Annotated in this window: 17 protein-coding genes; 12 read left to right on the forward strand and 5 right to left on the reverse strand. The window is 43.0% G+C overall.

From position 1 onward, the window contains the following. Positions 1 to 285 (reverse strand): hypothetical protein (locus BP74_RS19650; RefSeq protein ID WP_496376896.1); only part of this gene is annotated, 285 nt, incomplete at its 3' end. A 445-nt stretch (positions 286 to 730) separates the two neighbouring features. Between BP74_RS19650 and BP74_RS19655 the strand changes: the two genes are divergently transcribed. The 5 genes from BP74_RS19655 to tnpA all read left to right on the forward strand — a co-directional run bounded on the left by BP74_RS19655 (position 731) and on the right by tnpA (position 8,219). After that, a complete protein-coding gene (locus BP74_RS19655) occupies positions 731 to 1,627 on the forward strand; it encodes a hypothetical protein (RefSeq protein ID WP_496376898.1) in 897 nt (298 codons plus the stop codon). An 84-nt stretch (positions 1,628 to 1,711) separates the two neighbouring features. Beyond that, positions 1,712 to 2,605, forward strand: coding sequence for a hypothetical protein (locus tag BP74_RS19660; protein WP_496376900.1), 894 nt, complete (start codon positions 1,712 to 1,714; stop codon positions 2,603 to 2,605). A gap of 101 nt (positions 2,606 to 2,706) precedes the next feature. After that, entirely contained in the window at positions 2,707 to 3,654 is a 948-nt protein-coding gene (locus BP74_RS19665; RefSeq protein WP_496376902.1) for a DNRLRE domain-containing protein, read from the forward strand. Positions 3,655 to 3,747: 93 nt separating this feature from the next. Continuing rightward, complete coding sequence (locus tag BP74_RS19670) at positions 3,748 to 6,987, forward strand: WD40/YVTN/BNR-like repeat-containing protein (protein WP_496376904.1); 3,240 nt, start codon at positions 3,748 to 3,750, stop codon at positions 6,985 to 6,987. A 773-nt stretch (positions 6,988 to 7,760) separates the two neighbouring features. Continuing rightward, entirely contained in the window at positions 7,761 to 8,219 is a 459-nt protein-coding gene (gene tnpA, locus BP74_RS19675) for an IS200/IS605 family transposase (RefSeq protein WP_496376906.1), read from the forward strand. Between the two features lie 305 nt (positions 8,220 to 8,524). On the opposite strand, the gene BP74_RS19680 is transcribed toward tnpA, so the two are convergent. Beyond that, positions 8,525 to 10,477, reverse strand: a complete 1,953-nt coding sequence (locus BP74_RS19680; protein ID WP_496376908.1) for a beta-N-acetylhexosaminidase — start codon at positions 10,475 to 10,477, stop codon at positions 8,525 to 8,527. Between the two features lie 111 nt (positions 10,478 to 10,588). Between BP74_RS19680 and BP74_RS19685 the strand changes: the two genes are divergently transcribed. Then, positions 10,589 to 11,314, forward strand: coding sequence for a hypothetical protein (locus BP74_RS19685; RefSeq protein WP_496376910.1), 726 nt, complete (start codon positions 10,589 to 10,591; stop codon positions 11,312 to 11,314). Between the two features lie 52 nt (positions 11,315 to 11,366). After that, a complete protein-coding gene (locus BP74_RS19690; protein WP_496376912.1) occupies positions 11,367 to 12,320 on the forward strand; it encodes an alpha/beta fold hydrolase in 954 nt (317 codons plus the stop codon). A 68-nt stretch (positions 12,321 to 12,388) separates the two neighbouring features. Here the strand turns inward: BP74_RS19690 and BP74_RS19695 are convergent, their stop codons facing one another. Continuing rightward, on the reverse strand, positions 12,389 to 12,730 hold the full coding sequence (locus tag BP74_RS19695) for an RNA recognition motif domain-containing protein (RefSeq protein ID WP_072835225.1): 342 nt from the start codon (positions 12,728 to 12,730) through the stop codon (positions 12,389 to 12,391). An 87-nt stretch (positions 12,731 to 12,817) separates the two neighbouring features. Next, positions 12,818 to 13,684, reverse strand: coding sequence for a YitT family protein (locus tag BP74_RS19700; protein ID WP_496376914.1), 867 nt, complete (start codon positions 13,682 to 13,684; stop codon positions 12,818 to 12,820). Between the two features lie 443 nt (positions 13,685 to 14,127). Between BP74_RS19700 and BP74_RS19705 the strand changes: the two genes are divergently transcribed. Genes BP74_RS19705 through BP74_RS19720 form a run of 4 tightly spaced genes read left to right on the forward strand, consistent with a single transcriptional unit; the run spans position 14,128 to position 17,262 of the window. Further along, positions 14,128 to 14,859, forward strand: coding sequence for a hypothetical protein (locus BP74_RS19705; protein ID WP_496376916.1), 732 nt, complete (start codon positions 14,128 to 14,130; stop codon positions 14,857 to 14,859). Then, a complete protein-coding gene (locus tag BP74_RS19710; protein WP_496376918.1) occupies positions 14,856 to 16,121 on the forward strand; it encodes a glycerophosphodiester phosphodiesterase in 1,266 nt (421 codons plus the stop codon). The genes BP74_RS19705 and BP74_RS19710 overlap by 4 nt, the downstream gene beginning before the upstream one ends. Further along, positions 16,108 to 16,719: a hypothetical protein gene (locus BP74_RS19715; RefSeq protein ID WP_496376920.1), complete on the forward strand. Its 612-nt coding sequence runs from the start codon at positions 16,108 to 16,110 to the stop codon at positions 16,717 to 16,719. Before BP74_RS19710 ends, BP74_RS19715 begins: the two co-directional genes overlap by 14 nt. A gap of 57 nt (positions 16,720 to 16,776) precedes the next feature. After that, positions 16,777 to 17,262, forward strand: coding sequence for a hypothetical protein (locus BP74_RS19720; RefSeq protein ID WP_496376922.1), 486 nt, complete (start codon positions 16,777 to 16,779; stop codon positions 17,260 to 17,262). A gap of 90 nt (positions 17,263 to 17,352) precedes the next feature. Here the strand turns inward: BP74_RS19720 and BP74_RS19725 are convergent, their stop codons facing one another. Then, positions 17,353 to 18,129 (reverse strand): tetratricopeptide repeat protein, encoded by a 777-nt coding sequence (locus tag BP74_RS19725; RefSeq protein ID WP_496376923.1) that lies wholly within the window; start codon positions 18,127 to 18,129, stop codon positions 17,353 to 17,355. A gap of 419 nt (positions 18,130 to 18,548) precedes the next feature. On the opposite strand from BP74_RS19725, the gene BP74_RS19730 reads away from it, so the two are divergent. Continuing rightward, entirely contained in the window at positions 18,549 to 19,535 is a 987-nt protein-coding gene (locus tag BP74_RS19730; RefSeq protein WP_496376925.1) for a metallophosphoesterase family protein, read from the forward strand. Positions 19,536 to 19,665: the final 130 nt, after the last annotated feature.

Here is a 19,665-nt window from a genome sequence, read left to right on the forward strand (position 1 = left end):
GCCTATCCGTTCATGGGCATAGGCAATGCCTTTTTTCCTGCATAGATTGGCAAGGGTCCTTCGCTTATAACCAGGCAGCACATAACGGTACACCAGCGACCAAAGGGTATTGCCTCTTCCAAAGCGGCCGGAACTGGCCCTGGAGCCTGCAAAGGCATCATCCTTGTAGAAGCGTTTGGTATCCACACCTGGCTTTTCCCTTGCCAGGTAATCTCCTTTTTCCTGGTAGAAGTTAATACCGTCAACGGTGCCTATGGCTTTAATGGAGCTTATTTGTCTTGGCATATGATATCGGATTTAGAAAGGCAAAATACTAAAATAATTAGCATTGCAAAAGCTACCCTGATGAAATATTTATCCACAGTCATCCCTATGCGCTTCCGGGTTTTAGCCATAGCTACAGCATAGCAACGGTATAGCAACTCCCTATCTACAGTATGGATACTCCGTGCGGGTACGGAGTATGGTGGGCTTAGGTAGGGCTTTCCCAGGGCTTTGATAGGGAGTAGCTATAGGGTAAGCAGAAAGAACTAAGATTGACAGGATTAAAAGGATTGGTGAGGAGAGGTCAAAGGATTAGCGGAAGAATGAGAGGACCAGGTAATAAGCTCATCATTGGGGATAGCTAATAATGGTCATATTTTAAATGATATAAATATCATAGCTTTCATAATAAGCTAGGGCCATGTTGTTACTGCTAATTTGTTAGTCACCCTTAAACTTTATGCTTATGAGAAAAGCATACTTCATTTGGCTGCTCCTTATTCTAACAGGAATTAATAGTTGTAAAAAGAATGACCTGAAAGGCCTGAATGGCAGTTTCAATAAAAACAAATGCGATTATGTACAGGCTACTTTTCTTTATACAAGGCCACAATTATTTGGTCCCATTGTTTTGTTTACCAAGACCTACGATGCCTCTTTACAATTGCAATCCATATATTGCCAATTTAGAAATGTAGCTACTGGAATCCAATACAGTTTCAACCTTTCCGTTTTCTACCAACCAGGGCAAATAATCTTTACCAGGAATAATGGTGATACAACTGCTGTTTTAAATTTTGGTTCAAATGGTCGGTTGATAAGGGCTTCTGCGGCCTTCCCATTCTATCCCGATTGGGGTGGTACGGGCAACTACAACTTTATCTATAATGGTAATAAGCTGAGGGAGATTCAAATCACTGGAAGTAAATATTCAGGAGACCCTGGTCATTTGATCCCATACATCCAACTGGCCTATGATAATGGAAATAAGAATATGACCAAGCTTACTTTCAATGGAATTTCAAGGAGTTCTGACAAATCATGGATCGACTATCGCTATGATTATTCCAGGAAAGCCAGGGCGCAGGTATACCCGGATGATATGCTGGGTGACTACCACATGTTTTACTTCTTCCTTAAATATTTGAATGTGATACCTGGAATTCAGCCTGAAAATATTCTTAGCAGTTCTTTATCTGGTAGCGATAATCCTCATGATTATCCAGGTAGTTATGAGAGGCAATATTCCAATCATCAGTTTGATGCTGAGGGAAGGTTGGTTACCTATACCCAACATTCAACGAGCGGACACCTGGATCAAACGGAAAACTGGACCATTGAATGGAAATGTTTAAAGGAATAAACAATGGAACATTTGGATATAATTATTCAAACAATTGCTTCCAACCGATGAGTTGGTATTATATAACACCTTAATCATCATTTTATGAGAAAAGTTTATTTGGCCTGCTTCTTACTTATTCTTACAGCATCTAGTTGTAAAAAGAATGACTTGAAAGGCCTGAATGGCATTTTCAATAAAAACAAATGCGATTATGTGCAGGCGTCTGCACCTGGGATCATTCCCGAAACCACGGGACCCATTGCTTTATTTACGAAAACCTACGATGCATCATCAAGGCTGCAATCAATTTATAGCCGCTTTAGGAATGTGGCCACTGGTATCCGTGACAGTTTTAACCTTGCTGTCTCTTACCTGCCCGGAACGATGGTCTTTACCAGAAATAATGGTGATACCACAGCTGTTTTAAATTTTAGTGCAAACGGCAGGTTGACAAGTGCTAAAGCCGCTACTCCTTTCTACCTGGACTGGAGTCACAGGCGTGAGTACAATTTTATCTATGCGGGCAATGTACTGCGAGAGATACAAATAAACGGTGAAGTTCATTCTTCGGATGCAGGACAATGGATTCCATATATCCAACTGGCCTATGATAATGGAAATAAAAATGTTTCAAGACTTACATTCGGAGGTATTTACAGGAGCTCTGACAAAGCCTGGATAGACTACAGTTATGACCATTCCAGGAAAGCAAAGGCGCAGGTGTATCCTGATGATATGCTGGGTGATTACCACATGTTTTATTTTTTCCTGAAGTACCTGAACGTAATGCCTGAATTGCAGCCTGAGAACCTGCTAGCCAGTTCTTCATTTGGTGGTGAGGGCACAAGTCATTATCCTGCTTCTTTTGAAAGGCAATATTCCAATCACATCCTCGATGCCGGGGGAAAACTGGTTTCCTATACCCAGCATTCCTCATTCCCCACCGCCCAGGAAAGAACAGAAAACTGGCAGATAGACTGGACCTGTTTCAGATGATCCGCAACTTTTTTTTCGCAGCATTCGTTAAGAAGGGGCATGGGGAACTCTTGTTTAAAACCTATTGGGAGAACTTTTATTAATTAAAATTATTGGTTATTTTGTCCCTTCATTTATTTGAAATGAAAGCCGCCATTTGTTATTGCTTATTCTTAGCTCTTTTTCTTTGCAGCTGCCAAAAGGAGCAAATTGAAAATAAACCACCTTCAGTAAATGCTGGAAATGATGTTACCGTGCAGCTAAAGAATGCAACAGACAGCCTGCAACTGACAGGGACAGCTGCAGATGCGGATGGAAGCGTAGTGGCTTATCTATGGAGCCAGGTATCTGGTCCAACAACAGCCATCATCCATAATAACGGTTCATCAACCACCTATATAAGTGGGTTTGTTTCCGGAGTATATGTTTTTCAATTAATGGCTACAGATGATAAAGGAGCTACAGGTGTAAAGTCTGTAAGCATTACTATAAAGGCCCCTGAAGTTTTTACCCTAACCCTGCAACCTGCGCAAAACCCATATGATCTGCATTTCCAACTCGTGGGTAATACAAGTAATAGCGACCCCACAGCCCCTGAGATAGGCGCAGCTGCCTGGACAATCAACAGTGTCCCAGCTTATGTAAGGGGGTTGGTAAAATTTGATCTAAGCCAGCTTCCCGCCAATGCAATAATTACATCCGCGCGGCTATCACTTTACTCTAATCCAACTCCTTTAAATGGTAATCTTATTGATGCGAACTATGGAATAGATAATACCTTGTTATTGCAGCGGGTTACCAGCAACTGGAATACTTCATTTACCTGGCAAACACAGCCCTCAACAGATGCTGCCACACAGATCGTGATACCTCATACTTCTCAGTCTATGCTGGATATTACTGACCTGGATGTTACCTCCCAAATGAAAGCTATGCAGCAATTTGGTAACTACGGCTTTATGATCAGGCTTCAAAATGAAGTAATCTATACATCAAGGATCTTTTGTTCAAGCAAGCATGCTATAGTTTCCAAACATCCTAAATTGGTAATACTATATACGAAACAGTAATGCCTTAGTCTCTGTAAAGTGCTACCTGAAGCTTGTTATCTTCCTACTGTCGTAACTTATCAGTAAGTTTAGCCCTGTTTTAAAAATTGACTGATGAGACCACTCTTTTTCGTTGTATTTACATTCTTCTCTCTTACTCTTATTGCTCAAAACATTGACATCAGCCGGCTTAAGAACCTGAAGCCACGCAATATCGGGCCTTCAGGCATGAGCGGGCGTATAACCTCTATTGATGTAGTGGAAAAAGATCCCAATACCTGGTATGTTGGTTCAGCCTCGGGAGGTGTATGGAAAACCACCAATGCTGGCGCCTCCTGGACCTCCGTATTTGACCAGCAACCCACGCTCAATATAGGCTCGGTGGCCGTGCAACAAAGTAATCCTGCGGTAGTATGGGTAGGTACTGGTGAAGGCAACCCACGAAATTCATTGAATATTGGCGAGGGCATTTATAAAAGCATGGATGCAGGCAAGACATGGAAGCGCATGGGCCTGGAAAAGACACGCAACCTGCACCGTATTATTATTGATCCGGTCAACCCGGATGTGGTCTATGCAGCCGCTATTGGTAATCCTTATGCGGAGCATCCGGAGCGTGGCGTTTATAAGACCACCGATGGAGGAGCTACATGGAACCGTCTACTCTATACCAACGATACCAGTGGCTGTGCCGACCTGGCGATTGATCCATCCAATCCGAATAAACTAATAGCGAATATGTGGCAGCACCGCCGCACCCCATGGAGCTTTAAAAGCGGTGGTCCTGGCAGTGGCTTATACATTACCTATGATGGTGGAAAAAACTGGAAGAAGCTGGGAAAGGATGATGGCTTGCCCGAGGGCAATTATGGCCGCATCGGCATTGCCTTTTCCCAAAGTATGCCTTCGCGGGTATATGCCATGGTGGAAGCCACAAAGAATGGCTTATACAAAAGCGATGATGGTGGCGCTAAATGGGAACTGGTGAACAGTGATCCCAAATGGGTGACCAACCGTCCTTTTTATTTCCAGGACATTGCGGTGGACACAAAGAACGAAAACCGTTTATACAGCATTCATGATGTAATAGACATCAGTGAAGATGGAGGCAAGACATTTCGCACCCTGCTACCGTATGGTGGCATTCATCCCGATCACCATGCATGGTGGATATCGCCCCAGGATCCTGATTTTATCCTTGATGGTAATGATGGTGGTATGGGTATTACCCGCGACAGGGGCAAGTCATGGAACTTTAACGAGAACCTTCCCGTAGGGCAGTTCTATCATATCAATGTAGATAACCAGCTTCCCTACAATGTAATGGGTGGCATGCAGGACAATGGCACCTGGCATGGACCAGCCTATACCTGGATCAACGGGGGACTGCGCAATTTTTACTGGAACAATATCGGTGGCGGTGATGGTTTTGATGCCATGCCTGATGCAGGAGATCCGGATTGGGTATATTCCATGAGCCAGGGAGGCAACCTGCAGCGACTGAATTATAAAACAGGAGAGAGCTGGTTTTTAAAGCCACCGGCTCTTGACACTTCGGTCAAGCTTCGCTTCAACTGGAACAGCGCTATAGCACAGGATTCTTTTGATAAAAGCACGATCTATTACGGTAGCCAGTTTGTACACAAGAGTACTGACAAGGGTGCGAGCTGGCAGACCATTTCACCTGATCTGACAACAAATGATACGGCCAAAATTGACCAGTCGGAAAACGGAGGGTTGACGCTTGATATAACAGGTGCAGAGAATTATTGTACCATTCTTGCCATAGAACCTTCTGCCAAAGAACAAGGCGTGATATGGGTAGGAACAGATGACGGTAATGTGCAACTGACCCGTGATGGCGGGAAATCATGGACCTCTTTTCGCGGAAAGATCCCCGGTATGCCTGTAGGTGCCTGGGTGCCCCAGGTCAGGGCTTCGCGCTATAATGCGGCTGAAGCTTTCGTGGTAGCCAATGATTACCGTCGTGGTGATTTTAAGCCCTATATTTTCCGCACTAAAGATTATGGAAAAACATGGACCAACATGCTGGCAGGAAAGAATATAGATGGTTATGCCTTGTGCATGATACAGGATCCTGCAGAACCTAATTTGATATTTGCAGGCAGTGAGCATGGCCTTTGGGTAAGCTTTGACAATGGCAATAGTTTTCAGCACTGGAAGAATGATGATTTTCCCGCGGTTTCCACTTTTGACCTTGCTATACAGGAAAGAGAAGCAGACCTGGTGATCGCCACATTCGGGCGTACTTTGTGGGTGATGGATGATATCAGGCCACTGCGGCGCATAGCAGCCAATAAAGGGCAGGTCTTTGATAAATCCATTACAGCTTTTGAAACTCCGGTGGCCTACCAGGCCAGCTTTAAAGATGCGCCGGGCTATGAATGGAGCACCTATGGATTATGGGGCGCCCCCAACAGGAGACGCGGTGCAGAGATCTCTTATTATATCAATAACAAAATTGTTTCTTCGCCGGTAAGTAGTGGGCAAAAAGGAAAAACGCAGGCCGCTAAAATAGTTATGGCCCCTGCAAATGCGGATACCTCGATGAAGAAGGGAAAGGACAAGGCCACCTTGGATAGTGTAGTTGTTAAAATATACAATGACAAAAATGAAGTGATCCGCAACCTGAAGTGGAAAGCCGATACAGGATTAAACCGTCAATGGTGGGGCATGGAAGAAAAAGGTTTCCGTCAGCCAGGCAGCCGTGCTACGAAGGGTGGCAGTGTCACAACCAATGAGCCAGGGGGCCTGCAGGTATTCCCGGGAACATATAAAGTGGTGATGACCTACGGAAAGGAAGCTGACTCCACGCATGTTACTATTAAAGATGATCCGAGACTGAATAAATCAGAAACTGTGAAGACAGCGCAACGTGCCATGCTGGAGCGCCTGCGTAAAAGCTCTGATAAATTATTGACAGGTATGGACCGCCTGGCTGAATCTGAGGAGGTATTGTCAAAGCTCACTACTAACCTGCAGGGTCTAACGGGTAGGGACATAGATTCTTTGCAAAAGTTAACAACAGCTACAAAGGATAGTATCAAGGCCATACGCGAGTATATCAGTGGAAAAACATCTGACCGCCAGGGATTGTCCCGTCCACCCACGATCAATGTAATGAATACCATGCAAGAGGCGCAGAATTACATCATGTCGAAAAGTGTAGCACCCGGAACACAGGAAGAGCAACTGGTGAAAAACGCAGAGGCTATGATAGCCGCGGCTGTTAAACGGATCAATAGTTTTTATGCCAGCCAGTGGAACAATTACCGTTCGCAGGTGGAGCATACAAAGATCGACCTGTTCACAGATTACAAGCCTATTGATTGATGGAGAAGCTATAAGATAGAATAGAAGCCAATGAATAGGTTGGGAATTGGTTAAACGATCTCTTTCAGTAATATGATTAAGCAGAGGCTATCTCAGAATCGAGATAGCCTCTGCTCTTTTAAATGTATTAATGGTAAGGTTAATCATGACTAACAATTATGATAACCCCATTGATATTGGGTATTGAGAGCACAAGGCGTTCCTATGGAACGCTGTTTATCATTTTCTTGTGGTGCTACCGACAAGATGTCCCTACGGGACAATGGGAGGTAATCAATGCTAACAATTATTAATAACTTCTATCAAGGAACGCTGTCATCTTTTCCTGTCTTATTGCTACCGACAAGATGTCCCCTACAGACCAATGAACAGGTAATCATGCTAACACTATTAATTATTTTTCCTTGGTTGGATACAATCACAACGCATACCTACGGAATCCTTTTAACACTTTTCCTTGCATTTCTACGAACAAGATGTCCTTAGAGGAAATGAAGAGATTTGACCTTGCGGGGAATTATTAATAACCATAAGCAACGTTGGTTAAAGTACTAGACATTAATAGGCAAAGGCGTTGTCTTTTCCTATCTAGCCATTACCTGCAGAATTCATGGGGCACTTCGAGATTTGTAAATCAATCCTCTATTGGTAAATGAATATCCCTGCAAAATGTCCCGTAGGGACATCTTGTTGGTAGCCATGATTTTGAAAAACGATTTAGCGTTCCTTAGGAACGCCTTGTGAATTATTTTATATTGTGTAAAAACATTTAGATGGCAAATACCTATACCCAGGTACATCTCCAATTTGTATTTGCAGTAAAATACCGTGCAGCACTAATTCAATCAAGATGGAAGGAAGAACTGCATCAATATATCACGGGCATATTTCAATCAAACAATCACAAAATGCTGCGGATCAACAGTATGCCTGATCATATCCATATTTTTATAGGCATGCGCCCGCACCAGGCCGTTTCTTCTTTAATTCAAAATGTAAAAACAGAAAGTAGCAGGTGGATTAAAAATCATGGGCATTCTCCAAATTTCGCCTGGCAGGAAGGCTATGGTGCGTTTTCCTATTCCAGGACTCATGTTCCTGATGTGATCCACTATATTGAAAACCAGGAGGCGCATCATAAAAAACAAAGTTTTCTTGAAGAATACCAGCACATGTTAAATGCTTTCGCAATCGAATATGATGACCAATATATTTTTAAAGAACCAGTTTGATATCAGGTTCATATAAGAAATAAATAGCTAGCTGTAATCACTTAAAGCCATTTTTGAATCCTCAGAATTTAATAACCCTTTACTGCTAATGTTGGTTTTGTGAATCGATCTGACAACTATGGAAAAGTACCTATATGTGCCAGTCCTTTAAAATGATTTTGCAGAGAATTGCTTACCGAAAATTATTTTCATTACCTATCTGAAATAAAAGAAGCCATCTCAAACATTTGAGATAGCCTCTTTTATTTATTGAATTAGTTTGTTTACCAGACTTATTTAATGGCTAATTGTAGTTGCTTCATGTTTTATTTCTTTTTATCCGCCCTGTTATTCAACTCCTCAATTGGCAAGGTGATCATTCTACCCATTGCCTTGTTTCCTCTATAGGTGATCAGTTTTAACATCGCTGCATCCTTTGGTGGCGTAAGTGGTCCTTTATATACCGGGTAATGATGATCGGGAAAAGAATTGTCGAAACTATAATGGATGTCCAGGCCTTGCACTTCCGTGCTAAGGGTGATCTTCAGGCTTTTGTCCGCATTACGGCTTACTTCAAAAATGGGGTCATACACTGCAGGTGAGTATTTCCTGTCGGCAATATCAAACCTTGCGAAATGTTGTTCCACCCTTGGAAAGAAGTTGTTCCAATTCTTCTTTTCCTTAGGGCTCCAAACTGATTCTGCTATGGCCAATGCCCGGGGCCATAACATATATTGTACTGTCCGCATGTTGGCGATCTGCTCTGTCCATAAATTACCCTGCCCGCCTTTCACATATTTAGCATTGACACCATCAGGCAGCGGCTCAAATTCATAGGCTTTATTCAATCGTAAAGAGGCATATACTTTAGGCTCAGTGATGGGATCTCCCTGCATGTAATCGAGGTATGCATACGTGGTTGGGCTCATTACCACTTCATGACCTGATTGGGCAGCTTCTATTCCACCTTTCATGCCTCTCCAGCTCATTACCCCTGCTGTGGGTGTGACGCCAGCTTCTACTATCTCGTCCCAGCCCATGAACTTTTTACCTTTGGATTGCACGATCTTCTCTACCCGTTTTTCAAAATATCCCTGTACCTGGTGCATGTCTTTTAATCCTTCCCTTTTCATCAGCTCCAGTATCTCGGGTGTTTTCTTCCAGAAGTTTTGCGGTGTTTCATCACCACCCATATGTATGTATTCAAAAGGAAATAATTGAGCTACCTGTGTGATGACGGTATCCAGGAATCCATACACTCTTTCATTGGCCGGGCAAAGCGTATTGTCAACAAGTGCAATAGGTGGCGCTCCGTGCGACCAGTCCATGATCTGCTCGCCTGAACGAACCACGTAATTCTTTGCATCGGGCGTGCAGGATAGTTCGGGGTAGGAGACGACTGCCGCCAGGCTGTGCCCGGGCACATCTATTTCTGGCAGAATATTGACAAAGCGTGCCTTTGCATATTGCACCAGGTCTTTGATATCTTCCTGTGTATAGAAGCCACCATAGTTTCGTGGTTCATCAGGTGTAGGTGGAGAAAACGTTCCAAAATATCCTTCCTTCTTCACGCGCCATGCACCTACTTCTGTCAATTTAGGCAATCCTTTTATTTCAATGCGCCAGCCTTCATCATTGGATAAGGTCAGGTGCAACAGGTTGTACTTATAGCGCACCATGTCATCAATGAACTGCTTTACTTCATCCTTGGTAAACCAATGTCTTGTTACATCAAACATCAACCCTCTCCAGCCAAAGCGCGGGTAATCAGTGATCTCCACCGCTGGAACATTCCATGATATGTGGCGAACCAATGAATCGCTTTCTATTTCTTTAGGGAATAATTGAAGCAGCGTTTGAACACCATAAAACAGCCCGGCAGGATTGTTAGACTTTACCAGTATTTTTTTTGGTGTAACAGAAAGATTGTAACCTTCCGCACAAATCTTATTATCCTTCACCTTATTCAATTCCAGTTGAATGACGGCATCGGGCGATGAAACAGTGGTGGTGATCTTTGATCCTGTGGCGGTTGAAAGGCGGCGCACCAGTGTACCTGTTACCTCCTTCATATCCACAACATTTGGTGCGGCTATGATGACCTGTGAGGGTAGTGTGAACTGGCCTTTACCGGTGCGAACGGATACCGGTTCTGGTATAAGAGCCAGCGAGGTCGATGAAGTTTGAGCGTGCATGGTAACTGCAATAAATAGTACGAACAGGGTTCCAGGGATTTTCATATAGCCTATAGATTTCATGATGATGGTTAGTTTGCTCATCTGCAAGATATTTGAAAATGCTCAAAAGAAAGGGCCTGCATCTGTTTCTATTAACCTGCCCTTAACCATTTGCGATGGGTAGTTGGTTTAATTTCATAGTCAACCTGCACTATGTACAAAGCCATTTGTTTTTTTAGTTTCCTGTTTTGCCTGGGATATTGTTGCCAGGCACAAACAGTAACGGTAAGTGGGTTGTTGAAGGATAGCATCACTCATTTTCCTGTCAGCAACGGTACCCTGTTGAATGAAAAAAAAAGGGTTGTATTTCAAACTGATGGCAATGGTTTATTTACGCTCAAATTATCACCCGGCGACCTGGTCCTGGCGGCTGCTCCCGGGTACCATAGCGACACGCTTCGGTATTCCTTTTTATCAACGGATACGCTTACACTTTATCTCTCTCCCACAGGTGATATTCTACCCAATGTCACGGTAAGTGCACGCTATAACAAATACCAGTCAGACAGTATAGACCGCCGCTCCACATTTGACCTGATGCGGGGGAAAGAACTCTCAACAATTTCCAACAGGCGTCATGAAGGTTTTGGTATCGTGTTGAACCTGGATAAGTTCACCAAACGTAAATACCAGGATCAACGCAAAAAAGAAAAGTTGTTTGAAGAAACTGAAAGAATAGCCTATGTCAATTACCGTTATCCTGCAGCGATGGTGGCTTTTTATACCGGCTTCAGGGGCGACACTTTAAGGCAGTTCCTGTATGAAAATACACCTTCCTATCAATGGCTGCGGCAGCATCAAACCAACGAAGAAGTGATCTACTATATGAATGACCGGTTAAAATTGTACCATCAGCGGGAAGCTGCCAGGCTGCACTAAGCCACTGTTTTGTTTCTTTGCATTTTGCTTTTTTAACCAACACCCTTTAACCATGAAAAATATCCTTGTAACTATTTTATTCATACACGGCTTACTTATAACAAGAGCCCAAAAAACGGAATATCCTTACCCGGTACACTATCTCGGTCTTACCATAGAGCAACAGCCTGTGCGTATGGCCTATATGGATGTCAGTCCCGTAAAGGGAAATGGGAGAACAGTCTTGTTGTTGCACGGCAAAAATTTTAATGGCTTTTACTGGAAGGATGTGATCTCCTTTTTATCTGCGGCAGGCTACAGGGTCATTGTGCCCGACCAGGTAGGCTGGGGATATTCGGACAAGCCTGGTATTCATTACAGTTTTCATTTGCTGGCTGCCAATACCAAACAATTGCTCGATACCCTGGGCGTGAAAAAAGTATCGCTGCTTGTCCATTCCATGGGTGGCATGCTGGGTACCCGGTTTGTGTTGATGTACCCCACAATGGTGGATAAGCTGATATACGAAAACCCGATAGGTCTTGAAGATTACAAAACTTTTGTGCCTTATCATTCCGTAGATGAACAATATGCCAGTGAATTGAAGGCTACCAGGGAATCGCTGAAAAAATACCAGCAATCCTACTACCCGGAATGGAAAGAAGCTTATGAACCTTATGTGGATGCGCAATATGCCGCACTGCAATTTCCGGATTTTAAAAAAGCTACCTGGGCCAGTGCGCTAACCTACCAGATGATCTATGAACAGCCGGTGGTATACGAATTAAAAAATATCAGGGTGCCTACATTGGCTATTATTGGCCAGGCCGACAGAACTATTGTTGGAAAGAACCTGCTGGACAAAGTGACTATCCAGCAGCACGGCCAGTATCCCTTATTGGGAAAGTACCTGCAGCAACAGGTCAGGGGGTCAAAGCTTATTGAACTTAAAGGAGTTGGGCATATCCCTCACATCCAGGTGCCAGGGCTATTTAAAGAAATGGTGCTCGGTTTTTTAAAAGAGTAAGGACCTGTTACAACAACAAAAGCAGCATTTAAAATGCTGCTCTTTATTAATTATAAGGTTTGAGTTGATTAATATCGCCTGCCGCCCCTGTCGTCTCTTTTATTAAATCCGCCACCACCCTGGCCGCCACGGAAACCACCGCCACCGCCTTGTCCGCCACCGGAACCACCACGGTCATCAGCCTGTTTTACCACTAATGGTTTTTTGCCAAGAGAAATGTCATTCAGGTGTTCAATAGCTTCTTTAGCCTCTTCATCATTGGGCATGTCCACAAAACCAAAACCCCTGCTTTTACCTGTTTCTTTATCCATGGTAACTTTGGCAGAAGCAATAGTGCCAAATTTTTCGAAGATCTCCATCAATTCATCATCATAAAGATCGTAAGGGAGGCCAGCTACAAAAAGTTTCATGTAGGATATTTTAGGCGGTAAATGTACATAACTTATTTTGGTATTACTACCCACCAATATCATGATCAAGGAAAAAAATAATTGCTGTCAATGAAGGCCTCTTTGCTTTACCATTCCGCCCTGGATATCATTGATACTGTGCTGGATGATAAAGGCATTTTGGTCAATGGCATCCACAATGGTCTTCAATCTTCCAACTTCGAGCCGGGTGACCACAGTAAAAAGAATATCATTTTCCGCATCACTTTCACCGCGTTTTCCATAACCTTTTTTCCCACTATATACGGTCACACCTCTTCCCATTTCTTCTGTAATGTGATCCCTGATGATATCGCTGTGGGGAGAAACAATTGTCACACCCGTATATTCCTCCAGTCCGTACAAAAGGAATTCTATGGTTTTGGAAGCCGCAAAATAGGTAAGGATGGAGTAGGAGGCAGGTTCCACACCCAGGAAGAAAAGAGCGGTAGCAAAAATGACCACGTTAAGCAGCAGGATCACATCAGCTACTTTCAGTACACTGGTATTTTTGCTTACCAGGAGGGCGGCAATCTCGGTGCCGTCCAGTACCGACTCTGCCCTGATGGCTAAGCCTATACCCAGGCCAATAAAGAATCCCCCGAAAACGGCAGTCAGTAATTTATCAGGAGTCACATCAGGGTAGGGAACAAAGGCCAGGCAAAGCGCAAGGCCTGCTATGGCCAGAGAGCTTTTCAGGGCAAACTTGAGACCCATCTGGTAATAGGCAAGGATGATAAATGGAAGATTGATCAGGGGTATGAGAATATACAAAGGCCAGCCAAATATATTATTCAGCAACATGGAAATGCCGGTAACTCCTCCATCGATAAAATGACTGGAGAGCAGGTATCCTTTAATGCCCATGCCGGCGGAAAGGATGGCAATGATGATGAGGAAGTAGCTTTTGATCTCGCGTAGTACAAATCTTTTCATTGGCATCCGGCTAAAAATAATAAAGAAAACGCAAAGGGCTTTACTGTGCATTTTCATTTTTCATTTTCCATTGTTTGGCAATTAGTATTACGATATGATATTATATCATGCACATATCATTGATCACCATCAATATTATAATGGAATTTTAATCCTCTACTAACATTGCGATAACAAGATATTATCATTGTCATGAGTAATTTTGTATTCTACAAAGCAGAAAATTTTTCTCATAAGCAGTTAGTTTTGGTTGCGACCCCTGTTTCCACAGGGGTCTATTTTTTTTAAGGCCTTCCTGGTATCAATTCCCCATTTACTTCCTTTTACCTGCGGCCCATTAATTGTATAACTACTGCAGGGTTGGCCTGAATGGTTGACATGGATGATTCAAATCCTCTATTTTATCCTGAACCACTTTAATCTTTTACCGGTTATTTCATTATATGAATCATAGTTGCAGGCAAGGTATTCAACTGGTGCTATTGTTTTTATTACTGGCCGTTCAGGCTGTGGTAAAAGCACAGGATGTACCTATCGATCACCAGAAGCGTATTTTTTTCCCATACCCAATGGATCGCAAGTGGAGCACTTCTGTTGGTTTCACCGTTACTACCATGCCATACGAGATCACGGAGGAACTGCATTTTAGGATGCCTGCCGGTGATGTGCATGTATTGCGCCGCCTACATAATAAATGGTACCTGGATGGTCACTTATCCCTGCAGGGATTGCAAAACCTGGCAACGCTGGGTCCCAGGATAGCCGTTCCTGTTAGTGACCGCTTTTCCATTGCTGCAGGAAATGATATTGGATTCTGGTTTGGTTTCATCAATGTGCAGGGGGTAAAAACCAAGGGGACCGGCTGGCAAAACTATCCGAACCTTTCACTGGGTTACCGATTCAACAAACGTATCCTGTTAACGCTTAAAGCAGAAAGCATGATGAACATCGGGATCAATACGCACGCCGGGGATATTAAAGTAACTACTGATTACAGGTTATTCAGCGGTTCGGCCTACACGGTGGCACTTGAACAGCCATTTTATGGTAAAAAAAGCCTGACCCTGGCTTTCCGCGCCATGTATACGAATTTCTACTGGCAAACATGGACACTGTTTGAACCTTATGACCGTAACTTATTCTTTCCACAGGTAATTGTTGGTATCATCTTATGAAAAACAGTATCACCTTACTCCTGTTCGGCATGATCGCTTTTTCCTGTAAAAGGAATTTTGAAGCGCCGGTACCCGATACACGCTGGGATGTTTTTGAATCAGCTGAAAAATTGCCTTCGCTGGCCAGGCTAGGCATTGAAGGAATGTATAAATTCCAGGAAGGCAGTGAAATATTTGGACCTGCAGCTGCAGCCAAATGGAGCTATACTGCCAATGGAGCCGACACCGTTTACCATCTTTCCCTGTTTTGCGAAAAAGAGGTTTCCTATTTTATTCTGGAAGGGAAAAAAAGCGGGGATGATATTTTGCTGAACGGCTACTGGAGAAAGATGGTCAATACCGAGACAGGTATTGCACGGTTTACCATCGCCGCTTCCAATGGAGCCCGTCAACTTTTAAATGGCATCCCTTTAGGATCTGCGGATAGTATAGTGCTTGATGGCGTTTATGGCAATGGACCGGCCATGCCTGATCAACCACTTCGGCTAAAGTATAACAGGCCATTATACAAATCAAAGCCATTGCAGATAGTGGCACATAGGGGTGGAGGAAGCACCACTGACCTGTTGCCCGCTTCTGAAAATTCTGTGGCCATGATCAACCTGGCTTCCAGGTTTGGGGCGACGGGAATTGAAATAGATGTGCGTAAAACCAGTGATAAAGTATTTGTATTGTTTCATGATGCAACCCTGAACGAACGGTTGATTCAAAAAAATGGTTTACTGGGGCCTATAGAAAATTATAGCTATGACCAGTTATTTACACTGGTACGTTTGAAGAAAGGTGAACGGATACCTACGCTGAAGGAAGCCTTGCATACCGTAGTGTATAATACTGCCCTTCAGTATGTATGGCTGGATACAAAATTTACAGGGCCCATAGATGAATTGGTGAAAGTGCAGAAACAATATATGGAGGAAGCGGCAGCCATTGGCAGAAAGCTGGAAATAACCATAGGTATTCCCGACCAGCAGGTATTGAATAATTTCCTGGCTTTGCCTGATCATAATAATATTCCTTCTGTTTGTGAATTGACGCCTGAGGATGTGGTGGCAGCTAATTCAAGGATATGGGCACCCCGATGGACACTGGGGCTGCAGAATGAACAGGTGCAGCAGGTGCATGCACAGGGCCGCAGGGCTTTTGTATGGACCCTTGATGTGCCGGAAAACGTATTTGAATACATGAACCAGGGGGACTTTGATGGCATATTGTCAAACTATCCTTCCATTGTTGCTTATTACTACTATGCAAAACAGTAAAAAAATATTATTGATCACTGCTTGTTTGTGGAGCATTTGCGCATATGCACAACCGGGAGGTTTCACTTCGGAGCCCGTGAGAAGAGGGGATTATTCTTTTGTAGTGTATGTAAGTGGTGGTTTGGGGCATTATCCTGCTTATTCCAAAGATCTTGCCTACCTGGATCCTACCATACAAAATGTGAATCCTGTTTCAACCATCAGGATCATGTGGCACCCCGATCATTTGGTAAAGGTGGGATTGGAAACAGGTTATATGACCTTCCTCAATTATACCCTGAAGGATTCTGCTGGCCAAAAAGGTAGGGTCGTTTTGAATGCAACGCCACTGTTGGTGGAATGGACCATGGCTCTAACTAAGCGTTTCAATGTTTTTGCAGGATCGGGAGTTTATTTTTTAACCACCAACCTGGATTATAATGGCAAAACAAGGTCAAAGAAAATAAGTGTGGGATGGATGGCGGCAGCTTCCTATATACAACCGTTATCAAAAAATATGGGCCTGGGCGCAGAGGTGAAATGGCTGGATGCTGCGGAATCAAGGGATGGAACCATATGCCTGCAACTGCAATGGATATGGCGGTTTTTAAAATGGTAGGTCCATAAAGTTTGCAGCTCATGCAACGTTGGGATAGAATGGTTTGTCCATATGCGTATGAAATTTTCCTTACTTATCCTGGTGCTATTGTTGGCCTCCTGTCATCGAAATCCTTTCTCCGATTGTAATCTTCAAAAGGTTTATACAACTAATGCTGCTAAAGTTACAATTGCAGAGGGTGTATGGGGAACCGTTTCGTTCATGAAAGGTAATTGCATGCCCGGTTCTTCAGGATGCAGTAACTGTCCTGCCAGGAGAACGGTTCGTTTTTATGAATACACACTAATGAGCCAGGCAGTTAAAGCAGGTGTGTACAGTGATTTTTTTAGCAGCTTCTCTACAAACCTGGTAAAAGAAATTGAAACCGATGAGAACGGGTTTTTCCAGGTAGCGCTGTCACCGGGAAAATATACAATGGTAGTAATGGAAGATGGCAAGCTATATTCCAATATTTCAGATGGTCATAGCGGGATCAACCCGGTAACTTTTAATGGTGGCCTTCAGAACGTGAATTTCAGTATTACCTATGAAGCCAGCTTTTAAATCTTTTACCTGGAGATATTAAATAGAAGGAAGAGTAATCATTAAAAACAGGACCTCTGTGATCCTGTTTTTAATGAACTATGGTATGCCTTAGTTTTTAACCTGCGTTTTTCCCTCTTCATTCAATTTTTGAAGAGCTGTAATGGAGCTGTTGGTAAATGGATATTTTTCGAGAGCCATGGAATAATACTTTTTAGCATTCTCTTTATCACCAACATTCAGGTAATATTCGCCCATGGAATCGTAAGGATTGGATCCTTCGGGATAGAGCTCAATATATTTCTCAAAATTCTTTTTGGCCATTGCCATATCCTTCTTTTCCATCATATACATGTAAGCGATGGTATTGTACATGAATCCATTGTCGGGGAACTGCTGTATGTATTCTTCTGCGGCTGCAAAGCGTTCTTCCGGCGTCTCCCTGGTATTAACATAGAAGGCCCCTATCATGCCTCCATCAGGAAACATTTCATGAAGTTTGGCCCAGGTAGCCCTGTTCTCTGCAGGAGTATTTCCTTCAGCCACAACAGAAGCAAATAATTTTTCTCCTTCTGTTTTATTAGCTGCACTTTTTATGGCTTTCTGGATATACATTTTTTTTACGTCGCCTGTGCTCAGGTTGGCCATAAATACCAGCGGTATCGTAAACTCGGGGTCCAGCTTTAAAGCAGCGGTAAATTCCTGGTAGGCTTGTGGGAATTCGATATTCAGAAAATGGTCCACCCCCTGTGAAGCCAGCTTTTTAGCCTCTTCTGACTTGGTGGTCCAGGTCATGGTTTTTTTACCGCTAACTTTTTTTTGAGCAATCCCCTGGATGCTGCCAACAAGGAGGAACAAGCTGAGTACACCAGCAATGATCTGTTTCATAAATTTTTAAGTTAATAGTTAATAATCTAGATCCGGGGTGCGGAAGGGGTAGAATCCGAGGATACCAGGTGAAGAAATACTTTCTAAAAGTTACATTAATTTAATGAGATCGCTCATTGATTATTGCGCTCATTTTTGTCAAACTCATCAATACATGAGCCTGGTATGCCGGATTGATATTAGGAAATTTATAGCAATCCATTGGGATTGATTTGGCTCAAACATTCCGATATTTGAAAAAGATTTTACAGACGATGCATTGTTAACAGGCCGGGTAATTTTCACTGTTCCATTTACCTTTTCCTATTTCTTTCCGACCTTAAGAAAACCTCCAACCATCAATATATATTTCCCAACATTACTTTCGGCAAACAGCTAATTTAAAAACAGGCATGTATTTAAAACTCATTATCTTCTGTATGTTAAACTTCCCTGGCGGACTTTTAAACAGCCAACCAACTGAAAAACCAATTTTATCAGGGCAACCAGATTTGCCCAATGACAGTACATTAATTGCTTTTGCCAGTGACACGCAGGCGCCTATGTGGGTGGAAACATTATGGTTAAAAGCCAATAACAATAGGTTGGCGACTAAAAAGGTTTTCACTGATATAGGATCACGCCGCCCTGGTTCTCTTTTTTTATTAGGTGACGTGGTAAATCTTGGTTACAGTAATAAACAATGGAAACCTATTGATGCTTACCTGAAAGAGCTCCGCAACCGAAAAATAGATGTATATGCTATTCTTGGGAACCATGAAGTGATGGGTTTTTCCAAAAAAGGACAGGCAAAATTTCAGCAACGCTTCCCTAAACATAAACACACAGGATATCTTGAAATCCGGGATTCTGTTGCCATTGTATTATTGAATTCAAATTTTAAATCTCTTACTCCTAAAGAGGATTCAGAACAGGTGAACTGGTATAAAAGCACTTTGGAAAAACTCGATGCGGATTCTTCCATTCAGTACATCATTACCACCTGCCACCATTCACCTTATACAAACAGCAAAATAGTAGGTCCATCAACAGCGGTTCAGAACAGGTTTGTAACTCCGTTCTTTGAATCCAAAAAGAGCAAACTGTTCCTTTCAGGACATTGCCATGGATTTGAGCATTACAATATCAAAGGCAAGGATTTTATGGTTATTGGAGGTGGCGGCGGTTTGCACCAACCCTTAAAAGAGGATGGGAATTGCCTGCCCGACCTGTGCAAAAATTATAAGCCCCTGTTTCATTACCTCACGGTTCGCCGATCTGCGGAAGGTTTGCAGGTGACTTCCTATGAACTCAAAAATGATTTCAGCCAGTTTGATGTAGGACTGCAGTTTGACATCCAGAATCCCAATCAACCTTCAGTTCAGTATGCCAATACAAGGACGGGAAAGCCTGAACTGGTTCATTAAATAATTTGCTGCTATACCAAATGCTTCTTTCCCCGGAAAGGAGCTTTTTGTTTATAGCAGGTTCTTTCCTGTGATATTCCATGTAATAATGCGACAAGGCCCAACTGTTTGAATTATTCCCATTTCCTTT

This window comes from Flavisolibacter ginsengiterrae DSM 18136, assembly GCF_059568575.1.

Bases quoted from the DNA above. Each gene is read 5' to 3' on its own strand.
- BP74_RS19700 (WP_496376914.1), bottom strand. From the start codon at position 13,684: ATGAAAAGATTTGTACTACGCGAGATCAAAAGCTACTTCCTCATCATC.
- BP74_RS19720 (WP_496376922.1), top strand. From the start codon at position 16,777: ATGAAATTTTCCTTACTTATCCTGGTGCTATTGTTGGCCTCCTGTCAT.
- BP74_RS19705 (WP_496376916.1), top strand. From the start codon at position 14,128: ATGAATCATAGTTGCAGGCAAGGTATTCAACTGGTGCTATTGTTTTTA.
- BP74_RS19730 (WP_496376925.1), top strand. From the start codon at position 18,549: ATGTTAAACTTCCCTGGCGGACTTTTAAACAGCCAACCAACTGAAAAA.
- BP74_RS19660 (WP_496376900.1), top strand. From the start codon at position 1,712: ATGAGAAAAGTTTATTTGGCCTGCTTCTTACTTATTCTTACAGCATCT.
- BP74_RS19715 (WP_496376920.1), top strand. From the start codon at position 16,108: ATGCAAAACAGTAAAAAAATATTATTGATCACTGCTTGTTTGTGGAGC.
- BP74_RS19680 (WP_496376908.1), bottom strand. From the start codon at position 10,477: ATGAGCAAACTAACCATCATCATGAAATCTATAGGCTATATGAAAATC.
- BP74_RS19655 (WP_496376898.1), top strand. From the start codon at position 731: ATGAGAAAAGCATACTTCATTTGGCTGCTCCTTATTCTAACAGGAATT.
- BP74_RS19685 (WP_496376910.1), top strand. From the start codon at position 10,589: ATGTACAAAGCCATTTGTTTTTTTAGTTTCCTGTTTTGCCTGGGATAT.
- BP74_RS19710 (WP_496376918.1), top strand. From the start codon at position 14,856: ATGAAAAACAGTATCACCTTACTCCTGTTCGGCATGATCGCTTTTTCC.
- BP74_RS19695 (WP_072835225.1), bottom strand. From the start codon at position 12,730: ATGAAACTTTTTGTAGCTGGCCTCCCTTACGATCTTTATGATGATGAA.
- tnpA (WP_496376906.1), top strand. From the start codon at position 7,761: ATGGCAAATACCTATACCCAGGTACATCTCCAATTTGTATTTGCAGTA.
- BP74_RS19670 (WP_496376904.1), top strand. From the start codon at position 3,748: ATGAGACCACTCTTTTTCGTTGTATTTACATTCTTCTCTCTTACTCTT.
- BP74_RS19690 (WP_496376912.1), top strand. From the start codon at position 11,367: ATGAAAAATATCCTTGTAACTATTTTATTCATACACGGCTTACTTATA.
- BP74_RS19725 (WP_496376923.1), bottom strand. From the start codon at position 18,129: ATGAAACAGATCATTGCTGGTGTACTCAGCTTGTTCCTCCTTGTTGGC.